This window comes from Chitinophaga polysaccharea (assembly GCF_902150045.1).
GTDB lineage: Bacteria > Bacteroidota > Bacteroidia > Chitinophagales > Chitinophagaceae > Chitinophaga > Chitinophaga polysaccharea_A.
The window spans coordinates 2,281,068-2,299,231 of record NZ_CABFVU010000001.1 but is presented as its reverse complement, the minus strand read 5'-3'; the positions used below and the strand labels follow the sequence as shown (position 1 = coordinate 2,299,231).

At 42.5% G+C, this 18,164-nt stretch carries 17 protein-coding genes and 1 tRNA gene; 10 read left to right on the top strand and 8 right to left on the bottom strand.

Features of this window, described 5'->3' with window-relative positions:
* Positions 1 to 113: 113 nt before the first annotated feature.
* The 4 genes from FN124_RS09315 to rimP all read right to left on the bottom strand — a co-directional run bounded on the left by FN124_RS09315 (position 114) and on the right by rimP (position 7,199).
* Positions 114 to 1,499: a peptidylprolyl isomerase gene (locus FN124_RS09315; protein WP_185937140.1), complete on the bottom strand. Its 1,386-nt coding sequence runs from the start codon at positions 1,497 to 1,499 to the stop codon at positions 114 to 116.
* A gap of 217 nt (positions 1,500 to 1,716) precedes the next feature.
* Positions 1,717 to 5,484, bottom strand: coding sequence for a translation initiation factor IF-2 (infB, locus tag FN124_RS09310; protein WP_260607379.1), 3,768 nt, complete (start codon positions 5,482 to 5,484; stop codon positions 1,717 to 1,719).
* Positions 5,471 to 6,718: a transcription termination factor NusA gene (gene nusA / locus FN124_RS09305; RefSeq protein ID WP_142684456.1), complete on the bottom strand. Its 1,248-nt coding sequence runs from the start codon at positions 6,716 to 6,718 to the stop codon at positions 5,471 to 5,473. The genes infB and nusA overlap by 14 nt, the downstream gene beginning before the upstream one ends.
* 16 nt (positions 6,719 to 6,734) lie before the next feature.
* Positions 6,735 to 7,199: a ribosome maturation factor RimP gene (gene rimP / locus FN124_RS09300; RefSeq protein ID WP_260607378.1), complete on the bottom strand. Its 465-nt coding sequence runs from the start codon at positions 7,197 to 7,199 to the stop codon at positions 6,735 to 6,737.
* Positions 7,200 to 7,365: 166 nt separating this feature from the next.
* Between rimP and FN124_RS09295 the strand changes: the two genes are divergently transcribed.
* The 3 genes from FN124_RS09295 to FN124_RS09285 all read left to right on the top strand — a co-directional run bounded on the left by FN124_RS09295 (position 7,366) and on the right by FN124_RS09285 (position 8,349).
* Positions 7,366 to 7,662, top strand: a complete 297-nt coding sequence (locus FN124_RS09295; protein WP_185937139.1) for a DUF2752 domain-containing protein — start codon at positions 7,366 to 7,368, stop codon at positions 7,660 to 7,662.
* A 10-nt stretch (positions 7,663 to 7,672) separates the two neighbouring features.
* On the top strand, positions 7,673 to 8,023 hold the full coding sequence (locus FN124_RS09290) for a TM2 domain-containing protein (protein ID WP_142684453.1): 351 nt from the start codon (positions 7,673 to 7,675) through the stop codon (positions 8,021 to 8,023).
* Between the two features lie 83 nt (positions 8,024 to 8,106).
* On the top strand, positions 8,107 to 8,349 hold the full coding sequence (locus FN124_RS09285; protein ID WP_142684452.1) for a hypothetical protein: 243 nt from the start codon (positions 8,107 to 8,109) through the stop codon (positions 8,347 to 8,349).
* 28 nt (positions 8,350 to 8,377) lie between these two features.
* Here FN124_RS09285 and FN124_RS09280 read toward each other — a convergent pair whose 3' ends face one another.
* On the bottom strand, positions 8,378 to 9,007 hold the full coding sequence (locus tag FN124_RS09280; RefSeq protein WP_142684451.1) for an HAD family hydrolase: 630 nt from the start codon (positions 9,005 to 9,007) through the stop codon (positions 8,378 to 8,380).
* 101 nt (positions 9,008 to 9,108) lie between these two features.
* On the opposite strand from FN124_RS09280, the gene FN124_RS09275 reads away from it, so the two are divergent.
* The 7 genes from FN124_RS09275 (at position 9,109) to FN124_RS09245 (ending at position 16,105) form a co-directional block, all read left to right on the top strand.
* Positions 9,109 to 9,182, top strand: a tRNA-Ile gene (locus FN124_RS09275).
* Between the two features lie 152 nt (positions 9,183 to 9,334).
* Positions 9,335 to 9,631 carry an Arm DNA-binding domain-containing protein gene (locus tag FN124_RS09270; RefSeq protein ID WP_142684450.1) on the top strand — a complete coding sequence of 99 codons (297 nt, stop codon included), beginning with the start codon at positions 9,335 to 9,337 and terminating at the stop codon, positions 9,629 to 9,631.
* 133 nt (positions 9,632 to 9,764) lie between these two features.
* A complete protein-coding gene (locus FN124_RS09265; RefSeq protein ID WP_142684449.1) occupies positions 9,765 to 10,592 on the top strand; it encodes a tyrosine-type recombinase/integrase in 828 nt (275 codons plus the stop codon).
* Positions 10,593 to 10,809: 217 nt separating this feature from the next.
* Complete coding sequence (locus FN124_RS09260; RefSeq protein ID WP_142684448.1) at positions 10,810 to 13,188, top strand: DEAD/DEAH box helicase family protein; 2,379 nt, start codon at positions 10,810 to 10,812, stop codon at positions 13,186 to 13,188.
* 453 nt (positions 13,189 to 13,641) lie between these two features.
* On the top strand, positions 13,642 to 13,962 hold the full coding sequence (locus FN124_RS09255; RefSeq protein WP_142684447.1) for a hypothetical protein: 321 nt from the start codon (positions 13,642 to 13,644) through the stop codon (positions 13,960 to 13,962).
* A gap of 47 nt (positions 13,963 to 14,009) precedes the next feature.
* Positions 14,010 to 14,522: a hypothetical protein gene (locus FN124_RS09250; protein WP_142684446.1), complete on the top strand. Its 513-nt coding sequence runs from the start codon at positions 14,010 to 14,012 to the stop codon at positions 14,520 to 14,522.
* Positions 14,523 to 14,908: 386 nt separating this feature from the next.
* A complete protein-coding gene (locus tag FN124_RS09245; protein WP_142684445.1) occupies positions 14,909 to 16,105 on the top strand; it encodes an IS256 family transposase in 1,197 nt (398 codons plus the stop codon).
* A 262-nt stretch (positions 16,106 to 16,367) separates the two neighbouring features.
* Here the strand turns inward: FN124_RS09245 and FN124_RS09240 are convergent, their stop codons facing one another.
* The 3 genes from FN124_RS09240 to FN124_RS09230 all read right to left on the bottom strand — a co-directional run bounded on the left by FN124_RS09240 (position 16,368) and on the right by FN124_RS09230 (position 18,090).
* Positions 16,368 to 17,039 carry a DNA-3-methyladenine glycosylase family protein gene (locus FN124_RS09240; protein WP_142684444.1) on the bottom strand — a complete coding sequence of 224 codons (672 nt, stop codon included), beginning with the start codon at positions 17,037 to 17,039 and terminating at the stop codon, positions 16,368 to 16,370.
* A gap of 51 nt (positions 17,040 to 17,090) precedes the next feature.
* On the bottom strand, positions 17,091 to 17,591 hold the full coding sequence (locus tag FN124_RS09235) for a methylated-DNA--[protein]-cysteine S-methyltransferase (RefSeq protein WP_260607377.1): 501 nt from the start codon (positions 17,589 to 17,591) through the stop codon (positions 17,091 to 17,093).
* A 94-nt stretch (positions 17,592 to 17,685) separates the two neighbouring features.
* Positions 17,686 to 18,090, bottom strand: a complete 405-nt coding sequence (locus FN124_RS09230) for a hypothetical protein (protein WP_260607376.1) — start codon at positions 18,088 to 18,090, stop codon at positions 17,686 to 17,688.
* Positions 18,091 to 18,164: the final 74 nt, after the last annotated feature.

Here is an 18,164-nt window from a genome sequence, read left to right as displayed (position 1 = left end):
CCAGAAAGCTATTGGTAAAGCTATCAGCCTTTGCCTATTCTGTATCAGATCAAAAAAAACGGGGACAAAAGCTTTCGCCCTTCTCCCCGCTTTAATGAATAGCTTTATGATTATTATTGTTTGGCCAAGCCAGCCATCCATTGGCTGATGTGGTTACACTCTTTATATTGATCATCCACATGTACATAGAAAGTGGGGATCTTTTCGATGAGCCATTTGTTAATGGCTTCCGCGCGTTTGATATCCAGTGTTCTTTGCTGGATGCGCGAATAATCGTCGGTAAGATTTTCCCGGTGAGGCTGGGTGCGTGTTTTCAGGTAAACGATCCGTACTGCTGCACGGCCATTTTCGTCCGTAAACTGCACCGGTGCTGAAATCTGGCCTGGCTTCAGGGTATCCAGCATCATTACAATATCTCTTTCTGTAGGATCATCCAGCTGATCAATAGTGATCAGGGTGCTTCCATCTCCGGTTTTAGACTGCATCATGCCGCCGTCGAATTTGGCACTTGGCGCATCACTGTATTTTGCTACAGCTTCAGAAAAGGTGATTTTTCCCGCCAGGATACTTTTACGGATGGAATCCAGTTTAGCAGTATTGGCAGCCAGGTCCGATTTGGTTACAGCTGCTCTTACAAGGATATGCTGTACTGTAACATTATCGCCGGAGCGTTTCAGCATCATGATCAGGTGGTAGCCGTGCTGCGACTTCACAGGAGAAGACATTTCCCCTTCTTTCAAACGGAAAGCAGCTGCCAGGAAGTCGGGATCCCAGGTGTTTTTATCATTACGGTTCAGGGTGTATACGCCTTTGTTATCCTTTACGCCCGGATCTTCGGAGTACAGGATAGCCAGGGAGCCGAAATCTGATTCTTTATTCTGAACACGTTTTTTGAAATCGAGGATGCGATCTATGGCGTACTGGTCCATTTCTCGGGTAGCCTTTGGCTGTAATACCAGGGTACCTATTTCCAGTTCGGACTCGTAAAAATGGAGACTGTCTTTAGGAATAGCATCAAAGAAGCGTTTTACTTCTGAGGGTGTTACCTTAACCGGCTCAACGATCTTGTTGCGCATTGCCTGGGCCAGTAAACCTTCTTTAATAGGCTGGCGGAAGCGTTCGCGGAGCTGGTAAATGGAATAGCCGGTAATTTCCTTCATTTTCTCTTTACTGCCGTACATTGATTCAAAATACCGGATACGGTTTTCCATCTGGGCTTCCACATCGCCATCGCTCACGGGTAAGCTGTCTCTTTCCGCCTGTAACACCATCACTTTCTGGGAAATCAGCATTTCCAGTGTTCTGCAGGCTGCGTCCGGCGGCAGGTTGCCATCGGGCGAGTTATGCTGCTGGTCGCTGAGCGCTCCGTCCATATCGGATTTGAGGATAATTTTATCTCCTACAACGCCGATAATCTTGTCTGCCACCAGTTTTTGCTGGGCCGTAGAAGCCTGCCATAACAGCAAAGCGCCTGCGGATAATGCTAAAAGTTTCTTCATACAAAAGCGGTAAAAACCAAAAATAACCATTTAAAAGTCAGTAGTATAGGGAAAGTCGATGGATTTAACAAAAGTTTAGATAAGCTGCCGCCTTTTAGCCATAAGCATCTTAGCCAAAAAAAGCGAAGAAAATAACGATGCCAGGTTTTGCACGATGGATCATTATTTTCTTCGCTGTATGTTATCTTAAAGCGGGGTAGCAGAAGGCTACCAGCTTTTATAAAGTTCTCTTCACTTCTACTTCTTCGAACCCTTCGATGTAATCGTTAGGTCTCAGATCGCTGTATCCGCGCACGCTCAAACCGCACTCCATATTGGCGGCCACTTCCTTCACGTCATCTTTATAACGTTTCAGGGAGCCGAGTTCGCCGGTGTGAACCACGATACCGTCGCGCACCACGTTGATACGGGTGTTTCTTGTCAGCTTGCCATCAACAACGAAGCAACCTGCCACGGTAACCTTCTCGAATTTGTAAGTTTCGCGCACCTGTACGTTGCACACCACTTTCTTCTCGATTTTTGGTTCCAGCATACCTTCCATGGCGCTCTTGATTTCATCGATCGCGTCATAGATGATGGAGTAGTTACGGATCTCGATATTTTCTTTTTCCGCAAGCTTGGCTGCCTGGGAAGAAGGACGTACCTGGAATCCGAGGATGATAGCATCGGAGGCGGTTGCCAGCAATACGTCGGATTCTGTGATCTGACCTACTGCTTTGTGAACAATGCTGATCACGATTTCTTCGGTAGACAGTTTTTGCAGGGAGTCGCTCAATGCTTCCACGGAACCATCAAAATCGGCTTTGATGATGAGGTTCAGCTGTTTGAAGTTACCCAGTGCCAAACGGCGGCCGATTTCATCCAGGGTGATATGTTTCTTGGTACGGATACCTTGTTCACGAACGATTTGTGCCCTGCGGTTAGCTACTTCTTTAGCTTCGGACTCATCGGAGTACATCTTAAATTTCTCACCTGCCTGTGGCGCTCCATTCAAACCGAGTACCTGTACTGGCATGGATGGTCCTGCTTCTTCCATTTTCTGGCCGCGTTCGTTGAACATGGCTTTGATTTTTCCGAAGAAGGAACCGGATACGATGGTATCGCCCTGACGGAGGGTACCATTCTGTACCAGGAGGGAGGCAACGTAACCGCGGCCTTTATCCAGGGTAGCTTCCACGATACTTCCGGAGGCTTCACGGTCGGGATTGGCTTTCAATTCCAGCAGTTCTGCTTCCAGCAATATTTTTTCGAGGAGCACATCGATATTTAACCCGCTTTTCGCAGATATTTCCTGGCTCTGGTATTTACCGCCCCAGTCTTCCACCAGGAGGTTCATGCCGGCCAGCTGTTCTTTGATCCGTTCCGGATTTGATCCTTCCTTATCCACTTTATTGATAGCGAATACCATTGGCAGACCGGCAGCCTGTGAATGGGAGATGGCTTCTTTGGTTTGTGGCATGATGGCGTCATCAGCAGCGATCACGATAACAGCGATATCCGCTGCTTTGGCACCACGGGCACGCATCGCGGTAAACGCTTCGTGACCGGGAGTATCGAGGAAGGTGATCTTTTTACCGCTGGCTGTTGTTACCTGGTATGCACCGATGTGTTGGGTGATACCACCGGCTTCACCGGCTACCACATTCGCACTGCGGATATAATCGAGCAAGGAGGTTTTACCGTGATCGACGTGACCCATGATAGTTACAATCGGTGCACGTGGAACCAGGTCTGCAGGATCATCTACTTCATCTTCATCATCAGTTTCCTCTGCATCTTCCAGACCAATGAATTCAACTTCATATCCGAATTCGCCGGCAACCAGTTCTATTACTTCCGCATCGAGGCGTTGGTTGATAGATACCATGATACCGAGGCCCATACATTTAGAGATTACTTCTGCGAAGCTTACATCCATCAGGTTGGCCAGTTCGGATACAGAAACGAATTCTGTTACCTGGAGTTTGCTTTCTCCGTCGCCCTGGTTAATTTTCTGATTGGCTCTTTCCTCGCGTTTTTCCCTGCGGTGTTTGGCTTTCACGTTTTTACCGCGACCGCCGCCACCGAGTTTGGCCATTGTTTCCTTGATCTTATTCTGGATCTCGTTCTTATCGATTTCTTTTTCTTCGGTAGTACGCTTATCCTCGCCGCGGTGCTGACCTGGTCTGTTGAAGTTGCCGCCCTGACCTGGCCTGTTATAGCCACCGCCTTGTCCGGGTCTGTTACCTCCACCTTGTCCGCCGCCCGGACGATTGTAACCGCCGCCCTGACCGGCAGGTCTGTTAGCACCACCTGGACCACCTTGTCCGGCAGACCTGTTATAGCCTCCGCCCTGGCCCTGTCCGGCAGGTCTGTTGTAGCCACCGCCGCCGGTACCTGTGTTGGCACCACCGCCTGGCCGGTTGTGGGTCCGGTTATCGCCCTGAGGACGATTACCGCCCTGGTGTCCGCCGCCGCGGTTATCATGGTGGGGGCGGTTGCCGCCTTGTCCGCCATGCTGATGCGGGCGATGTTCGCCGGGAGCGCCGCCTTCTTTGCGGTCGCCTTCTTTAAAGTCTTTAGGCTGAACAGGTTCAGGTTTCTTTTCTACGATGATACGCTTGCGTTTGCGTTTCTCGTCCCTGCTAAAGTTGCTGTTCTTATTATTATCGCGTCTGTCAGACTGAACTGGCAGCTCAATTTTGCCGATTACTTTAGGGCCGGTTAATTTTTCGGCCTGAATATTTTCAATCACAGCAGCACCTGAAGCCTCGTCCTGTCCCTGTGAGGCGGCCGGAGGGGGTGTAGGTGGGATGTTTTCGGCAGTAGAGGGTTTGCGATTTTCCGGTTTTACAACATTTTTAACAGGAATTTGCGCCGGTTCTTTGACTGCAGCGGGTTTTGCCTCTTGTAATACTTCTTCCACTTTTTTAACTACAGGTTTATCTTCAACCGGTGCGGCTTTTTCCGTTTTGTCTGTCGTATCGGTTTTGTCTGTTTTCGCTACTTTCTCTGCCGGTGTAGTGGTTTCGGCTCTAGGGGCCTGTTCCACTTTATCAGCCTTGTCAACTGTTTTTTCAGTTGGCGCTGCAGTTGCCTCTTGTGCAGGAGCAGGTTTAGGTTCCGGTTTTTCAGCAACTGGAGGAGCAGGGGTAACCGCAGGTTTTTCTTCTTTTACCGTAGGTTTTTCTGCTGCCTGTTGCGGAGCCGGGGTTTCTTCCTGGTCCTTTTTGGCAACTGGTTTTTTATTGCGGTTTAATGCGTCCAGATCGATAGTGGTGATTACTTTAGGGCCGTTTATTTTCGGCGACTCAGCTTTCTTCACTGTGTCTGGTTCTGCCGGAGGAGGCGTTGCCGGCGCTTTGGGAACTTCCGCAACAGGGGGAGCTGTAACAACGGGTGGTTCAGGCTTCGGTTCAGCTTTTTCCTTTGCGGGTGGCGGAGTTGCCGGGGCAACGTTCGCCTGTGGTTGTGGTTCCGGTTTAGGGGTTTCCTTAGCCGGTTCCGGTTTAGTTTCAGGCTTTGCTTCCTGTTTGGGAGCAGCAGCCGTCTCTTCTTTTTCTTTAGTGGTATTCTTTTTAGCCGCCGCTTCCGCTTCCTCTTTTTCTTTCTTCTTCATCGTTTCTAACACGCTTCCTTTAGGCAGGGCTATCTGGTCGCTTTTGCGCTTGTTAGCCTTGTCCTGCTGGAACTCCGACTGCAGTGCTGTGTACATAACAGCCGTAAGACGGGCATTTGGAGAACCAAAGCCGTCCATATCAAAGCCTTTATTGCCAAGGAAATCGATGAGGGTTTCCTTACCAATATTAAACTCTTTGGCTGCAGCCAGCAATCGTGGTGTGTTGTTTGTTGTTTCAGGCATATCGTATTTCGGGCCTCCCCTGTTTCCCGTTTCTTCAAAACGGGATGTTTTTTTACGTTTAAACAATAACTCGAAAAAATCAATTCCCTTTCTAATAAGGCCTTTACCTGGGAAGGGTTGTGGCTCGGCTTTATTCTTTGTCAAACTCTTCCTGTAATATTCTTCTTACATCCTGCACTGTCTCTTCTTCCAGATCGGAACGGCGAACCAGTTCTTCAACGGTCAGCTCTAATACGCTGCGGGCAGTGTCACAACCTATTCGTTTAAGCTCATCTATTATCCATTCTTCGATTTCATCCGAGAATTCTTCCAGATCGATATCAAATTCTGACTGTTCCTGTGCTTCATCACGGAATACATCAATTTCAAAGCCAGTCAGTTCGCAAGCCAGCTTTATGTTTACTCCTTTTTTACCGATAGCCAGTGATACCTGGTCGGGATTAAGGTAAACGGAAGCGTATTTGTTCTCATTATCCACTTCCATGCGGCTGATCCGGGCAGGTGTTAACGAACGCTGGATCAACAATTGAATGTTGGTGGTAAAGTTAATGATATCTATGTTTTCATTTCTCAGTTCGCGTACGATTCCGTGTATGCGGCTTCCTTTCATACCCACGCAAGCCCCAACCGGGTCTATACGGTCATCGTAGGATTCAACAGCCACTTTGGCTCTTTCACCCGGTTCGCGAACAATTTTCTTGATAACAATCAGCCCGTCAAAGATCTCAGGCACCTCAATTTCCAGCAATTTAGCCAGGAAGGATGGATGTGTACGGGAGAGAATGATGAGTGGCGCGTTGTTTTTCATTTCAACTTTCTTCACCACTGCTCTTACGTTCTCCCCTTTCTTGAAATAATCTGTGGGGATCTGTTCAGATTTAGGCAAAATTAACTCATTCCCCTCATCATCAAGCAATAAAACTTCTTTTTTCCAAACCTGGTATACTTCGCCATTTACAATTTCACCTGCTTTATCAGCATATTTCTTTACCAGGATGTTCTTTTTGAGGTCGCCGATACGGGCAGATAAAGTTTGCTTTGCCGCCAGGATAGCCCTGCGGCCAAAGTCCATGATCTCTACTTCCTCATATAAATCCTCTCCTACCTGGTAATCCGGCTCTACCAGGATTGCTTCAGAATAGGCGATCTGAGCGTTGTCATCTTCTACTTCCCCATCATTTACAATGGTTCGACGGCGTAATATTTCAAGGTCACCTTTTTCGGTATTTACAATCACGTCAAAATTCTCATCTGAGCCATATTTTTTCCGCAGAAGCGTTTTGAACACATCCTCCAGGACCTTCATCAACGTAGGACGGTCAATGTTTTCCGCCTCCTTGAACTCAGTAAATGACTCAATCAGGTTAATACTAGCCATGTTTAGTTGTTATATTTTAAAACACGATGCACACCTTTGTGTGCTTTATTTCATTAAGTTTTAAATCAGTTGACTTTTTTTCTTTCTTCTTCCCGATCAGTTCCTCGATGTTAATAGCATCCTCGGTAACCGTTTGCAGGGTACCTTCCTTTACGGAGCCATCCAGCAGGGTAACTTCCACTTTCCGACCAATATTTTTAAGGTATTGTCTGTGCAGTTTGAGCGGTTCATCCAGGCCTGCGGACGAAACTTCCAGGGAGAAATCATTATTCGGGAACAGCTCAGCCGCTTCCAGCAAAGGATATAACTGGCGGTTGAATGATACCAGCGTAGCCACCGGCACCCCTTTATCCCCGTCTAAAAAGAGCTTGATATTGTTAGTGGGCTTAATTCTGATGTCTACCAAAAAATTGTCGGGATCATTCACCAGCAGTCCTTCTGCCATTTCCCGGATCGTTTTTATCACGTGTTCGTTTGCCATACAAAAAGCGCGAAGGGGACAATATCTCGTCCCCTTCGTTTGAATCATTTTTCCTCATACAAAAGTAGGATTTTATTTTGATTGAAAAACTATTTCTTTAACTTGTATTTAAATATTTATGGGAGATGCACCACCATCTTTCATATATGTTTTAAAAATATCTGACGTGGCAACCCCTTTCTGGCGAAAAATAAATATTGAGCTGCTGGCATGGCCCCTGGGCCTCACCCTTCTGTATTTGATGACTCCTGATGAAAATGCCGGCAGTTTATGTCTGTTTAAAAATATCGGGATCCCCATTTGCCCTGGCTGTGGATTAGGCCATGGGATCCATTATTTTTTACATGGGCAGTGGAGCGCTTCCATCCATCATCATTGGTTTGCTCCCCTGGCAGTAGCTGTGCTGCTGTACCGCATAGTACAACTGGCAAGGGATCAATATGCTGATTTCAAACAATTATAAACCCAACACTATGAACGATTTTTCATTTGCGATGCTCCCCGGGATCGAAACCGAGGAAATGATGTGGCTACAGGAGCTTACCAAGAGCTACTCTGCGGAGAACAAACAAAGATTCCTGGCAGTATACCAGGGCAGACGCAAAGATCCACAAACGATTCTTATCTGCAGCCTTATCGGCTTCCTGGGCTTTGCGGGTGTTCAACGCTTCTTGCTGGACCAGATCGCCATGGGAATTGTATACTTTATCACCCTTGGTTTTTGCGGTATCGGTACTATTATAGATGCCATCAACGCCCGAAAAATGGCGTGGCAGTTCAATAAGAAAGAAGCCCTGGCATCCGCGGCCCTGCTCGGACTTTAATCTCCTCCCGAAAGTTAAAAAAACCTTAAAATGAGGTGATTTTCAGGAAGTCGGAATGTATATTCCGCTACCTTCGTGTCATTATGTTAAGATTTTTTGTTTCTATATTTCTGGCCTGGCTGCTCTACAAACTGGTATTCGACCTGATCATACCAGGCTACAGGGTTACCAAGCAGGTACGCAGACAAATGAGCGATATGCAGGATCATATGCGCCAGCAGTATGAACAGCAAAATGGCGGGCAATCCGGCACTCCGCCCCCTCCTCCTCAGCAACCAAAAAAATCTGATAAAGGGGATTACATCGATTTCGAAGAAATTAAATAGAAAAGGGCCGGTAGATCACCGGCCCTTTTTATAAAGCCTTTTGGGGCTGAAAAATATCCATGATCGTCCGCGGCGCCTGCAGGTGGATGGTTTGTAATCCGACTGCCTTCGCCCCTTCTATATTCGGTAACGTATCATCTATAAATAACGTTTCCTCCGGCAACAGCCCGTTTTCCTCCATTACCATGAGGTATGATTCCTTATCCGGTTTGCGGTGACCCATCAGATGGGAATAGTAAGCCTTATCGAAAAAGCTGCCCAGCGAAGGAATGCTCCTGCTCTCCTGCAATAACCGGTTGAAAGCTTCCAGGTGGATGGCATTGGTATTACTCAACAGATACAAATTATAATGCTGCCGCAATTGTTGCAGTAACTGCAGTCGCTGTAAAGGAAAATCCAGTAACATAGCATTCCATGCTGCTATTATCTGTTCGTGGGTACCCCCCTCAGGTACATGCTGCTGCATTTGGGCCAGAAATTCTTCCACTGAAACATGCCCTGTTTCCAGGCTGTTAAATAAGCTGGAGCCATGAAACTGTGAATACAGCTCATTAAAATTCTTTACTCCCAACTGAGTAAATGCCTCACTGGTAAGCTGGTAATTGATGTTCAGGATAACGCCTCCCAAATCGAAAATAATATTCTTTATGCCTTGCATGGCACAAATTTATTAATGATAGCTGAAATTTTTTTAGGTTAATTCAATAAAATAATTAATTTTGCCGTCCCCTGAAAAGGGGAATTTAGTTTTTCGGAACGGGTCCTATAGCTCAGTTGGTTAGAGCACCTGACTCATAATCAGGGGGTCCCAGGATCATGCCCTGGTGGGACCACTTAAAAAGGTAGCTGAAAAGCTACCTTTTTTTATGCCCTGAAATCTCTGCCAGTAGGCATTTTACAGCATTACAACTTTTGCAGAATCCTATATTTCATATTATAAGATGATACCATAAAAGTGACCTGAATTTTCAATTTGGGTTTCAAAATGGGTATCAAACCAAAATCCCCAAGAGGGGAAATTAATATAGAAAACTACAGGGGTAGAATAAGATTAAGATGGAGGTACAATGGAAAAAGATACCTATTGAACCTGCCTTATGCCTATTCTCCTGAAAATATGCACCATGCTACAGTTAAAGTAGCAGAAATTGAGCTGGATATTATGAAGGGCTGTTTTGATACTTCTTTGGAGAAGTATAAGCCCCAAAAAATTAAGCCAGTAACAGTATTACCTGAAAAAAAAGACAACCCTTCCTACCCCTGCTATAGCCTACCTTCATGAGTTATCAGATAAATTTAAAGACTGGACAAAGAATATCAGGAATATCAATATTGACCATTCTGTTGATTATTATGGGGTTTACAAGGTGCTGTTAAGGTGGGTAAATATTCCATTGGGAGAAATCGCAGTCACCATGAATGTAGAGAAGTGGTCTGTATCCACTTACAACAGGAGGCTAAATATGCTTTCTGCATTTTTCACATGGTTGAAGGATTCAGGAATAATTGCCAGCAACCCACTTTTGTATGTAAGTAGCAGAAGGGTTAATGGACAGGAAAAACAACAGAACAAGAAGAATGAAAGGAGAATCCCATTATCAGAGGAAGAAATAGCTGTTTTTCTGGAAGCAATCAGGCTGGATACCCATTGTCATAAATGTTCTCCTATTAAACACTCATTTTATTACCCTTTTCTGAAATTCATTTTTTTAACTGGGGTAAGGAATGCAGAAGCAGTAGGGTTAAAAGTAAAACACATCAACTTTGACCTCAATACCATAGAAATATCAGAAGCCTTTGCCAGAACAAATAAAGGTACACACCATGCAGCAAGGATAAGCAAGGATACTAAAGCAGGGAATGTGAGGTATCTCCCTATGACTGATGAACTAAGAGAGTTGTTGTTAACACAGGTGAAGGGCAAAAATCCTGATGATTTTGTATTCCCTTCTCCTAAAGGGTTATCCATTGATGACAGAATGTTGCAGAGAAGGGTTATTAAGCCTTTGTTAGTACAACTGAAATTTGGAAATAGGGATTTATATGTAGCAAGGCATTGTTTTGGAACCAGAGCAGTACAGCAAGGAATGCCATTAACAGATGTGGCTTATCTGATGGGGCATACCACCATTAAAACAGCAATTAATAACTATGTTGATGTAAGTAAGCCTGCTGTAGCGCTGCCTAAAACCTCCTTTAAGTCTCCTGATGATTTAAAAATTATGGCAAATGGAGATAGTTAGTATCATTTTGAGTATTCCATTATTGCTGCTTATCTGTTGGGGATTGGGTGCATTGTTGGGTGTAGTAATACCTGATTTAGAACAAAGTCCTGTGGAACAGATTGTAGCAGGGTTTATTATTCTAATCTTGATGGGGTTAATTATTAGCCTATAGTTGTAAATCAAAGTTTTAAGTATATTGGGTGCTAATTTTATTATCCTAGTACCCGATATACTTATGGAAACTACCAATAGCCCTGTGCATTCAAATAAATTAGTAAAGAATCATTTCCGAAATCAGGCATTAACCTTCGACTTAAAAAATACACCAATAGACTATTTTAAACTGGAAAAAGACCTTTTCAACCATGAGGCAGATAATTTCACTGTTTCAGTAGAAAAGGTGAATTTTGGCACTGACAGGTATTTAGAAGTGGATAAACACCTTGAACCATTCGACTATACAGGCAAAGACACTACAGTTTTTAACTTTCAAACTGGCAGAGGGAAAAGCAGTAATTTTTATGACCTCATTGAGAAATATGTTGAAGGTGGCTATTATGTTATTGTCTGTAGCCCCTTCCAAAAGCTGGTTGAAAAAGACTATACAGCATTAAAAGCAAGGTTATCAGAGAATAATGTTTTTAATTACCTGCTATTGAACAATGATGAAAACCTGACAGAGAATGATTTTAGGCCAATTGTATCAAAGAAAGTACAGGTTATGACTATAAATTGCCTGTTACAAAACCCCGGTAAGAATATACAAGATCAAGCACTTGTAAAAAGGAACTACCTAAAGCATATAAAGCAATACCTCACAGACCTTGACAAGAAAGTAGTTTTATTCTTCGATGAGTTACATGATTCTATAGAGCATTTCAAAAATGAGTTCCTTCGTAACCTATTTAGCTGGAAAGACTTGATACACAAATGTTTCGTTTCAAGTGCTACTTATAATTTCGCATCTATACCTGTCATTCAATATCTTTCAGTTCTCACTGATTGCAAGATTAAAATTTATGAAGCAGACAGGCAGCAGATTGCACCTCTTGCTAACCTTCATTTGCATATTACTTCTGTACCATATGGGAGTAAATACCTATCCCCTCTGAATTATATCAAAACCTGTGTAGATCAGTATAAGAAGCAAGGCAGGAAGATCAACATACTGACTGGCCACAAAACACTTATCACAGAGTTACTTAACACCAAGAATGATGATGGGTTAGCAGTTGAAATCAGGGCTTTATCCCCTAATATTCTTACAGGAGAAACCAATAACAGTTTTAGCACCCATAGCCATAACATAGGCACTGCATTTAAGACAGGTATTGATTTGAGAGAAAAAAATTCTGTGTTAATAGTCGTCTTACCTGCTGTTAAGGGAGATAATAAGGCTAGTTATGGCATTTTCACAGATGGGGCTTCTGCACTTATTCAGGCAATATCAAGGGTAAGGAATGGAGGGGATATACACATTTTCATGTATGAACCTCCTGTAATAATTGATATAGAAAACCATAAGAACAGTATTTCCCCCATACTTATAAACGACAAAGCAAGTGTTTTACCCTACACCTGCAATGCTGTTCTTGATAAGCTAATAGAAGCAGAGGATTTTAAAGGTAAGAGAGCAGTTGAAGGTGATAGCTTACTAGATCAGATAAGGCAGGTAGCACCAGAAATTGGGCTTTCTGCTTATACGATTAATAATTATCTACTGGATAACAGTACATTACATGCAGTAAATAAATATCCTTCTATTGGTAAGTTTCTTTCTCCTTATGTTTTATGGGCTGCAATTAATAACCAATTTGGGAATGCCCAATTACGAAGTATAACCTATCAAACAAGGCACTATCGTGAAATTAGGCTTAATGAGAAACATAAGGTAGCTGGTTTAATGGCATTACTGGATGCTGATAAAATGGCTCATCTAAAAAAGTTGTCCTATTCAGATGGATTAAAGGCATTGCCCAAGTGCCTTGAGGCCAGTGTGGTAAAAGAAAAGAACAGTGAAGGAATACGGGCAGAGGTCTATTTTATTAATCAAATATATCATGGCAGCAAACTTTGTAGCATATCAACCTTTGGCACTTATTACAGTAATAGGAATTTATACTTCCAAACACTTCATTTCATTAAAACTGGCAGTACTGCTGAAATAGAGAAGGATGAATACATAAGAACATGTGTTGCGAATGCTGCAAATTCCAATGGCAAAGGGGAATTACTTGAACTTTTGGGCCTTTATAAACAACTGGCAGAAGTTAAGAACAGATTTATTGAGTTTGTAAGGAGCCAGCTAATACAACATTCAGGGGAGTTTCTATTACATAAAGATTATGACCAACAGCTACCAGATGACCTTTACCATCAATCAAAGGAACTTATGGCTTCTCTAAAAAGTATTGATCAGGTATTAGCTAGATGTTTTAACTTTTATCAGACCAAAACTACGCCCACAAAGAAGTCTATTGCAATGATACTTGAAATGTTTACTAATATCACAGGTACTCAAAAATCATACAATGGGGAGAAAGGGAAATATTATTTGGTCAATGAACCTGTAAGCAATGATAGTTTTTTGAAAGGCATTAATTTTCTTGTATAGGTATAAAAGTTTAGACAGGTTTATTACTAACTATAAGATTGACCTATCATAACCCCTGTAAAATAGCTATAGTATTGGTTTGGCATAAAATTTCTGCAATACACTATATAGAATATTGTAGTTTTTTTAAGCCAGTCTGGCTGTCAGTCTGAAAAGAATAGAGTTTTAAGCCTGATTTGAATATTGAATTTACCTGTCTTGGGTATAAGTTGTTACGGGAGGGTACGCTTTTAACTTATGGTGTAAGACAGTCAGACAGAAAATATATAGGGGATTGACTGCCTACTATTTGTTTCTTATTACTTTTAGCAACAGAAGTTGTAAAAGTTCATGTATGGCTGATCTTCACAACTTCTGCCTTAAAACATATAAAATACATTGGAAAGCAACAAAAGTTGTAGTGGTGACCCTAAAGGATATTACACATAATTTACTTACTATAAAACAATACCTATGAGCAAAGAAACTATTGGAGCATTTACATTCAGAAATGAAGGTGATGGGTGCTTGACTTCAAAATACCTTGAACACGCAGAGGCTACACCTTATACAGAATGTTGCAAGAGAGAAAAAGGTTCAAACGATGTATTTGAAGGTGAATATAAAACTACATGGCTGCAAATTGATGGAAACTATACAGCTAAATTGTCTATCAATAGGTCAGGTGATGTTTATCATCTTTATTGGTCAGATTTAAATAGTGGCTCAATAGTATATGAAGGCACTGCCATGCTATTTGAAGGTAGCCTAGTGGGCACTTATTGGAATCCTTGACCTTAGTATATAACTTTTATAAGAATTACTTAAATCCTAAAATCGCTATGAAAATTAAAATTTCTCCTGAACATTGGGTAGATAGGTTTATACGATCTGCAACTAATGGAAGAAGCGTATCAGGTAAAGCAAGAAGGATGGTAGTAGTCCTTCTCTTACTGATCTGTTTTGGAGGGTTAATTTATTCTCTCCTTTGTACTTATACAGGAATTATTGCAATCCCCAAATATAAAAAGGCTAAGGAACTGTTAGAGTTATCCCAAAGATTAGATCACAATTCCTATGAGTACCATTCCATTTTTGGATGCTATCCAATGCGAGAAGGAACAGAAGTAGTTAGCTTCGATGCAAAACTATGGGAAGAGTTGGGTATTAATAATCCAAGCTCTTTAGACTGTGGAGTTGAAGAGGTAGCTTATGTCAAACAAAAAGGGCAGCTATTGAAGTTAACAACACTACCAATACTGGTTATATCTACAGTTGTACTATTTGCATGTATCTGGATAGTACTGAAAATAGCATTTTGGGTAATTAACGCTGATAAAGTAAAAGAAGGATAGTGAAAGAAGTAAAAAAATGTCAACCAGAAAGCATAAAGTGTATGTGACTGGTTGACTATATTCCTCGTGAGACTGTAAAATAAACTGTATTAAAGGTCTGAAATTATTTTTAACCTTTGACACAGTTCATTTTACAGTCTCGGATCGTATTAAGGTTAGTTACCCTACAAAATTCCTATCTAATTGCATTACCTAAATGAAGTTCCTGTTGAAGGAAAAGCAACCAGTAAATTCAACTTCAAATTGGTTGATATGATCTCTATGTTGGCTGCACAAATAATAAGAACCGGTAATTGCATAATCTTAGACACTATCTCATAAACTGTGTAAATATTAAAAATCGGGGTTTAGCTCTGATTTTTTAATTTTAAAGCATATACAGTTTTATGAAGACAGAAGATTTTTTATCAGACGACTTTCTGAAGCAGTTTAAAACAGCAGATCAGCTAAACGATTTTCTTGCCCAGATTCAGAAGCGGGGTATTGAAAAGATGTTGGAGGGAGAGCTAGATAGCCATTTGGGCTATGACAAGCATGAACATAATGATAGTGCCAATAGCCGTAATGGCTATGGTAAGAAGAAGATTAAGACCAGCTATGGTGAATCTGAGATAAAAGTTCCCAGAGATCGTGATGCTAGCTTTAATCCTATGATCATCCCTAAACGCGAAGGGATGGCTCAGGGCCTGGAAGAGGTAATTGTGTCCTTTTATGCCAAGGGAATGAGTGTGTCCGACATCGAAGAGCAAATAAGAGAAGTATATAAATTTGACGTTTCCACGGCCACGATCAGCCGCATCACCAGCCGGGTGACAGAAGATATTGTCGCCTGGCAAAACCGGCCATTAGAACCGGTTTATCTCATAGTCTGGATGGATGGCATTGTGTTCAAGGTACGGGAGAACAGCAAAGTGGTGAATAAAACCGTCTATATCGCTGTCGGCCTAAAGCGGGATGGCCTCAAAGAAGTCCTGGGAATGTGGCTGGGTAAGAATGAATCAGCTGCCTATTGGATGACTGTACTTACAGATCTGAAGGCCCGTGGCCTGGAAGATATTCTAATTACAGCCACGGATAATCTTAATGGCTTCACTCAGACTATCAAATCGGTGTTCCCTCAGTCTGCAACTCAGGTTTGTGTCGTACACCAGATACGTAACAGCTGCCGCTATGTAGTCTGGAAAGATAAAAAGGAGTTTACCACCGATATGAAGGATGTTTATGCTGCACCAACCAGACAGGCTGCCATGGCTGCTCTTGACGCCCTGGATGTTAAATGGAGTACAAAGTATGCATACGCCATCAAAAGCTGGCGCGAAAACTGGGAAGACCTGACTGTCTTTTTTGACTTTCCCATGGAGATCAGACAGATCATCTACACGACCAATCTCATCGAAAATCTGAACGGTAAAATTAGAAAATATACCAAAAACAAACTATCCTTCCCTACTGATGAAGCTGTCCTTAAATCAGTATACCTGGCTTTACGGGAAGTATCAAAAAAATGGACCATGCCCATTAGAAACTGGGGCATGGTCCTAAATCAGTTTTTAACTATTTTTGATAAAAGAGTGAGAATCTAATTATTAATTTGATCCCCGATTTTTAAGTTTACACACTTATTGAAATAGTCCCTAATCTTACTTAGTAATCTTACTCTATTACAGTAGATTCTTTCTGGAATATTAATTACTTAAGATATTGCCCAATACGTTTTCTGGACTTTTAATAAGAGCTTTAGATTAAAGCTTATCCAACAGATCCCCATATTATCTTCTACAGTGCTGCGTCATAGTTTATAGCTTTTGACAGTGTTTATTAACAGCGTAGAAAGCCATTAGAAATTTACATTACCACCGCTTTCTTTATTTTCTCCACTTCAGCATTATAATCTTTCACACGCAACGACAGGTAATAGTGCCACAGTATCATTGTAGCAACGGTACGGTAAGGCTGCCACGATGCTGATATTTTAAGCAATTGTTCCGGGGCAGTGTCTTTAGGTAGTTTTTTTACTTTCTTAAGTGCATTTACGGCTGCCAGGTCTCCGATAGGAAAAACATCTGCCCGCTGGAGTACGAACATCAGGTAAACATCGGCGGTCCAGTTGCCGATCCCTTTCAGGGCCACCAGGTTTTTACGCACTTCTTCATCAGGAAGGGTTTCCATCGCCGGAGGACTGAATTCCCGGCTTTGAATGGCCTGGGCTAAGGAACGGGCATACAACATTTTCTGGCGACTGAAATAACATGCCTTTAGTTCCTCATCTGTTAGTTTAAGTAGGTTGACAGGTGTTATTTTAGTGAGCTTTTCCCGTAATTTATTAAGTGCCGCCAAGGCGGAGGCCAGAGATACCTGTTGCTCCAGTATGATATGTACCAGGCTTTCGAATGTATTAGACCTTGTCCACATTGGTGGGTAGCCATACGTTTTTACTATAAAGGCTAATTCCGGATCCTGCCGGCATAGCTCATCACAGATGGAGTGAAAGTTTTCCGTTGAAAAAGTATGCAACACTTGTATTGGGTTTCCGGAAAGATAGTATAAACTCCGAACCTCAGCAAGTAACTAGAATAATGTTGGGTTGACTTTATTTTCTAACTGAAGTAAAAGATTCTTGTTAGCCAGTCCTCCCGCAAACCCGGTTAATTTCCCTGAAGCTCCTATTACGCGGTGACAGGGAGCAATAATAGAAATTGGATTTTTGTTGGCAGCGCCTCCCACAGCACGCACAGCTTTCGGATCGCCAATTTGTTTTGCGATCTGCCCATAAGTTCTCGTTTCACCGAAAGGTATTGTTAACAGTGCCTGCCATATCTTTTTTTGAAATTCAGTTCCCGAAAAATCCAGTTCAATGGAAAAGGAAGTACGTTTCTGCGCAAAATATTCATTGAGTTGTTCTTCTGCCTGGCAGAGCACAGGGTGATGTATATCAGGTATGCTGTTGCTGATTGGTACACGGCCTGGAAGATCATTTTCCCACAACACCGCTGCCAGGCCTTTATCACCCGCTATCAGGGTTAGCTGTCCTACAGGGGATGCCATTGTTTTATGATAATATGTCATCATTTTATTTTTTTTAGTGAGATAGATATCGCTCTTGTTCAGTGCACAAATTTACTGTCAATGTGTACGTAAAAGAACCCGTTTCTTGCGCCTCTGCCTAAATCGCCATCTGGGGAATATACCCTGCTCTGAAAGTATTTACTATAGATGGTGGCGTTAAAACAGATAATTTGCCGCCTTCAGGCAAATGCATTTCTGTTGCATAACCAAAAGGAGACCATAAATAAAGTAATCCTTTCTTAAGAAGATAGGGAGCTCCTTCTATACTCACAAAAGTACCATCAGGCAATGCCTGCGGGTTTTCTTTATAAGTAACTTTTAAATTATGTTTATCTATCCGTTCTGTATGAAGTATTTTATCTATTTCCCCGATCAGTGTTTTTTCATTCAAACCTTTACCAGGATTGCCTTGAAGCCACAGTGATTTAAACTGTTGAGCAGCCGCTTTGCGACATTCAAAACAAGGCCGGTGGCCTGCTGCAAAAGAGGTGGCCTCATCCATAAAGAAAAGCTCTGTATACCTGTTGGGAGCCATTACTGTTCTCCTTCTGTTTTTAAATGCCAGTACGCAGGTGA

Excerpts from the sequence above, each read along its gene's own strand:
- FN124_RS09285 (WP_142684452.1), top strand. The coding sequence starts at position 8,107 with ATGTTAAGATTTTTTGTTTCTATATTTCTGGCCTGGCTGCTCTACAAA.
- FN124_RS09260 (WP_142684448.1), top strand. The coding sequence starts at position 10,810 with ATGGAAACTACCAATAGCCCTGTGCATTCAAATAAATTAGTAAAGAAT.
- FN124_RS09245 (WP_142684445.1), top strand. The coding sequence starts at position 14,909 with ATGAAGACAGAAGATTTTTTATCAGACGACTTTCTGAAGCAGTTTAAA.
- nusA (WP_142684456.1), bottom strand. The coding sequence starts at position 6,718 with ATGGCTAGTATTAACCTGATTGAGTCATTTACTGAGTTCAAGGAGGCG.
- FN124_RS09230 (WP_260607376.1), bottom strand. The coding sequence starts at position 18,090 with ATGGATGAGGCCACCTCTTTTGCAGCAGGCCACCGGCCTTGTTTTGAA.
- FN124_RS09235 (WP_260607377.1), bottom strand. The coding sequence starts at position 17,591 with ATGATGACATATTATCATAAAACAATGGCATCCCCTGTAGGACAGCTA.
- FN124_RS09290 (WP_142684453.1), top strand. The coding sequence starts at position 7,673 with ATGAACGATTTTTCATTTGCGATGCTCCCCGGGATCGAAACCGAGGAA.
- FN124_RS09255 (WP_142684447.1), top strand. The coding sequence starts at position 13,642 with ATGAGCAAAGAAACTATTGGAGCATTTACATTCAGAAATGAAGGTGAT.
- FN124_RS09270 (WP_142684450.1), top strand. The coding sequence starts at position 9,335 with ATGGGTATCAAACCAAAATCCCCAAGAGGGGAAATTAATATAGAAAAC.
- rimP (WP_260607378.1), bottom strand. The coding sequence starts at position 7,199 with ATGGCAAACGAACACGTGATAAAAACGATCCGGGAAATGGCAGAAGGA.
- FN124_RS09265 (WP_142684449.1), top strand. The coding sequence starts at position 9,765 with ATGAATGTAGAGAAGTGGTCTGTATCCACTTACAACAGGAGGCTAAAT.
- FN124_RS09250 (WP_142684446.1), top strand. The coding sequence starts at position 14,010 with ATGAAAATTAAAATTTCTCCTGAACATTGGGTAGATAGGTTTATACGA.
- FN124_RS09315 (WP_185937140.1), bottom strand. The coding sequence starts at position 1,499 with ATGAAGAAACTTTTAGCATTATCCGCAGGCGCTTTGCTGTTATGGCAG.
- FN124_RS09280 (WP_142684451.1), bottom strand. The coding sequence starts at position 9,007 with ATGCAAGGCATAAAGAATATTATTTTCGATTTGGGAGGCGTTATCCTG.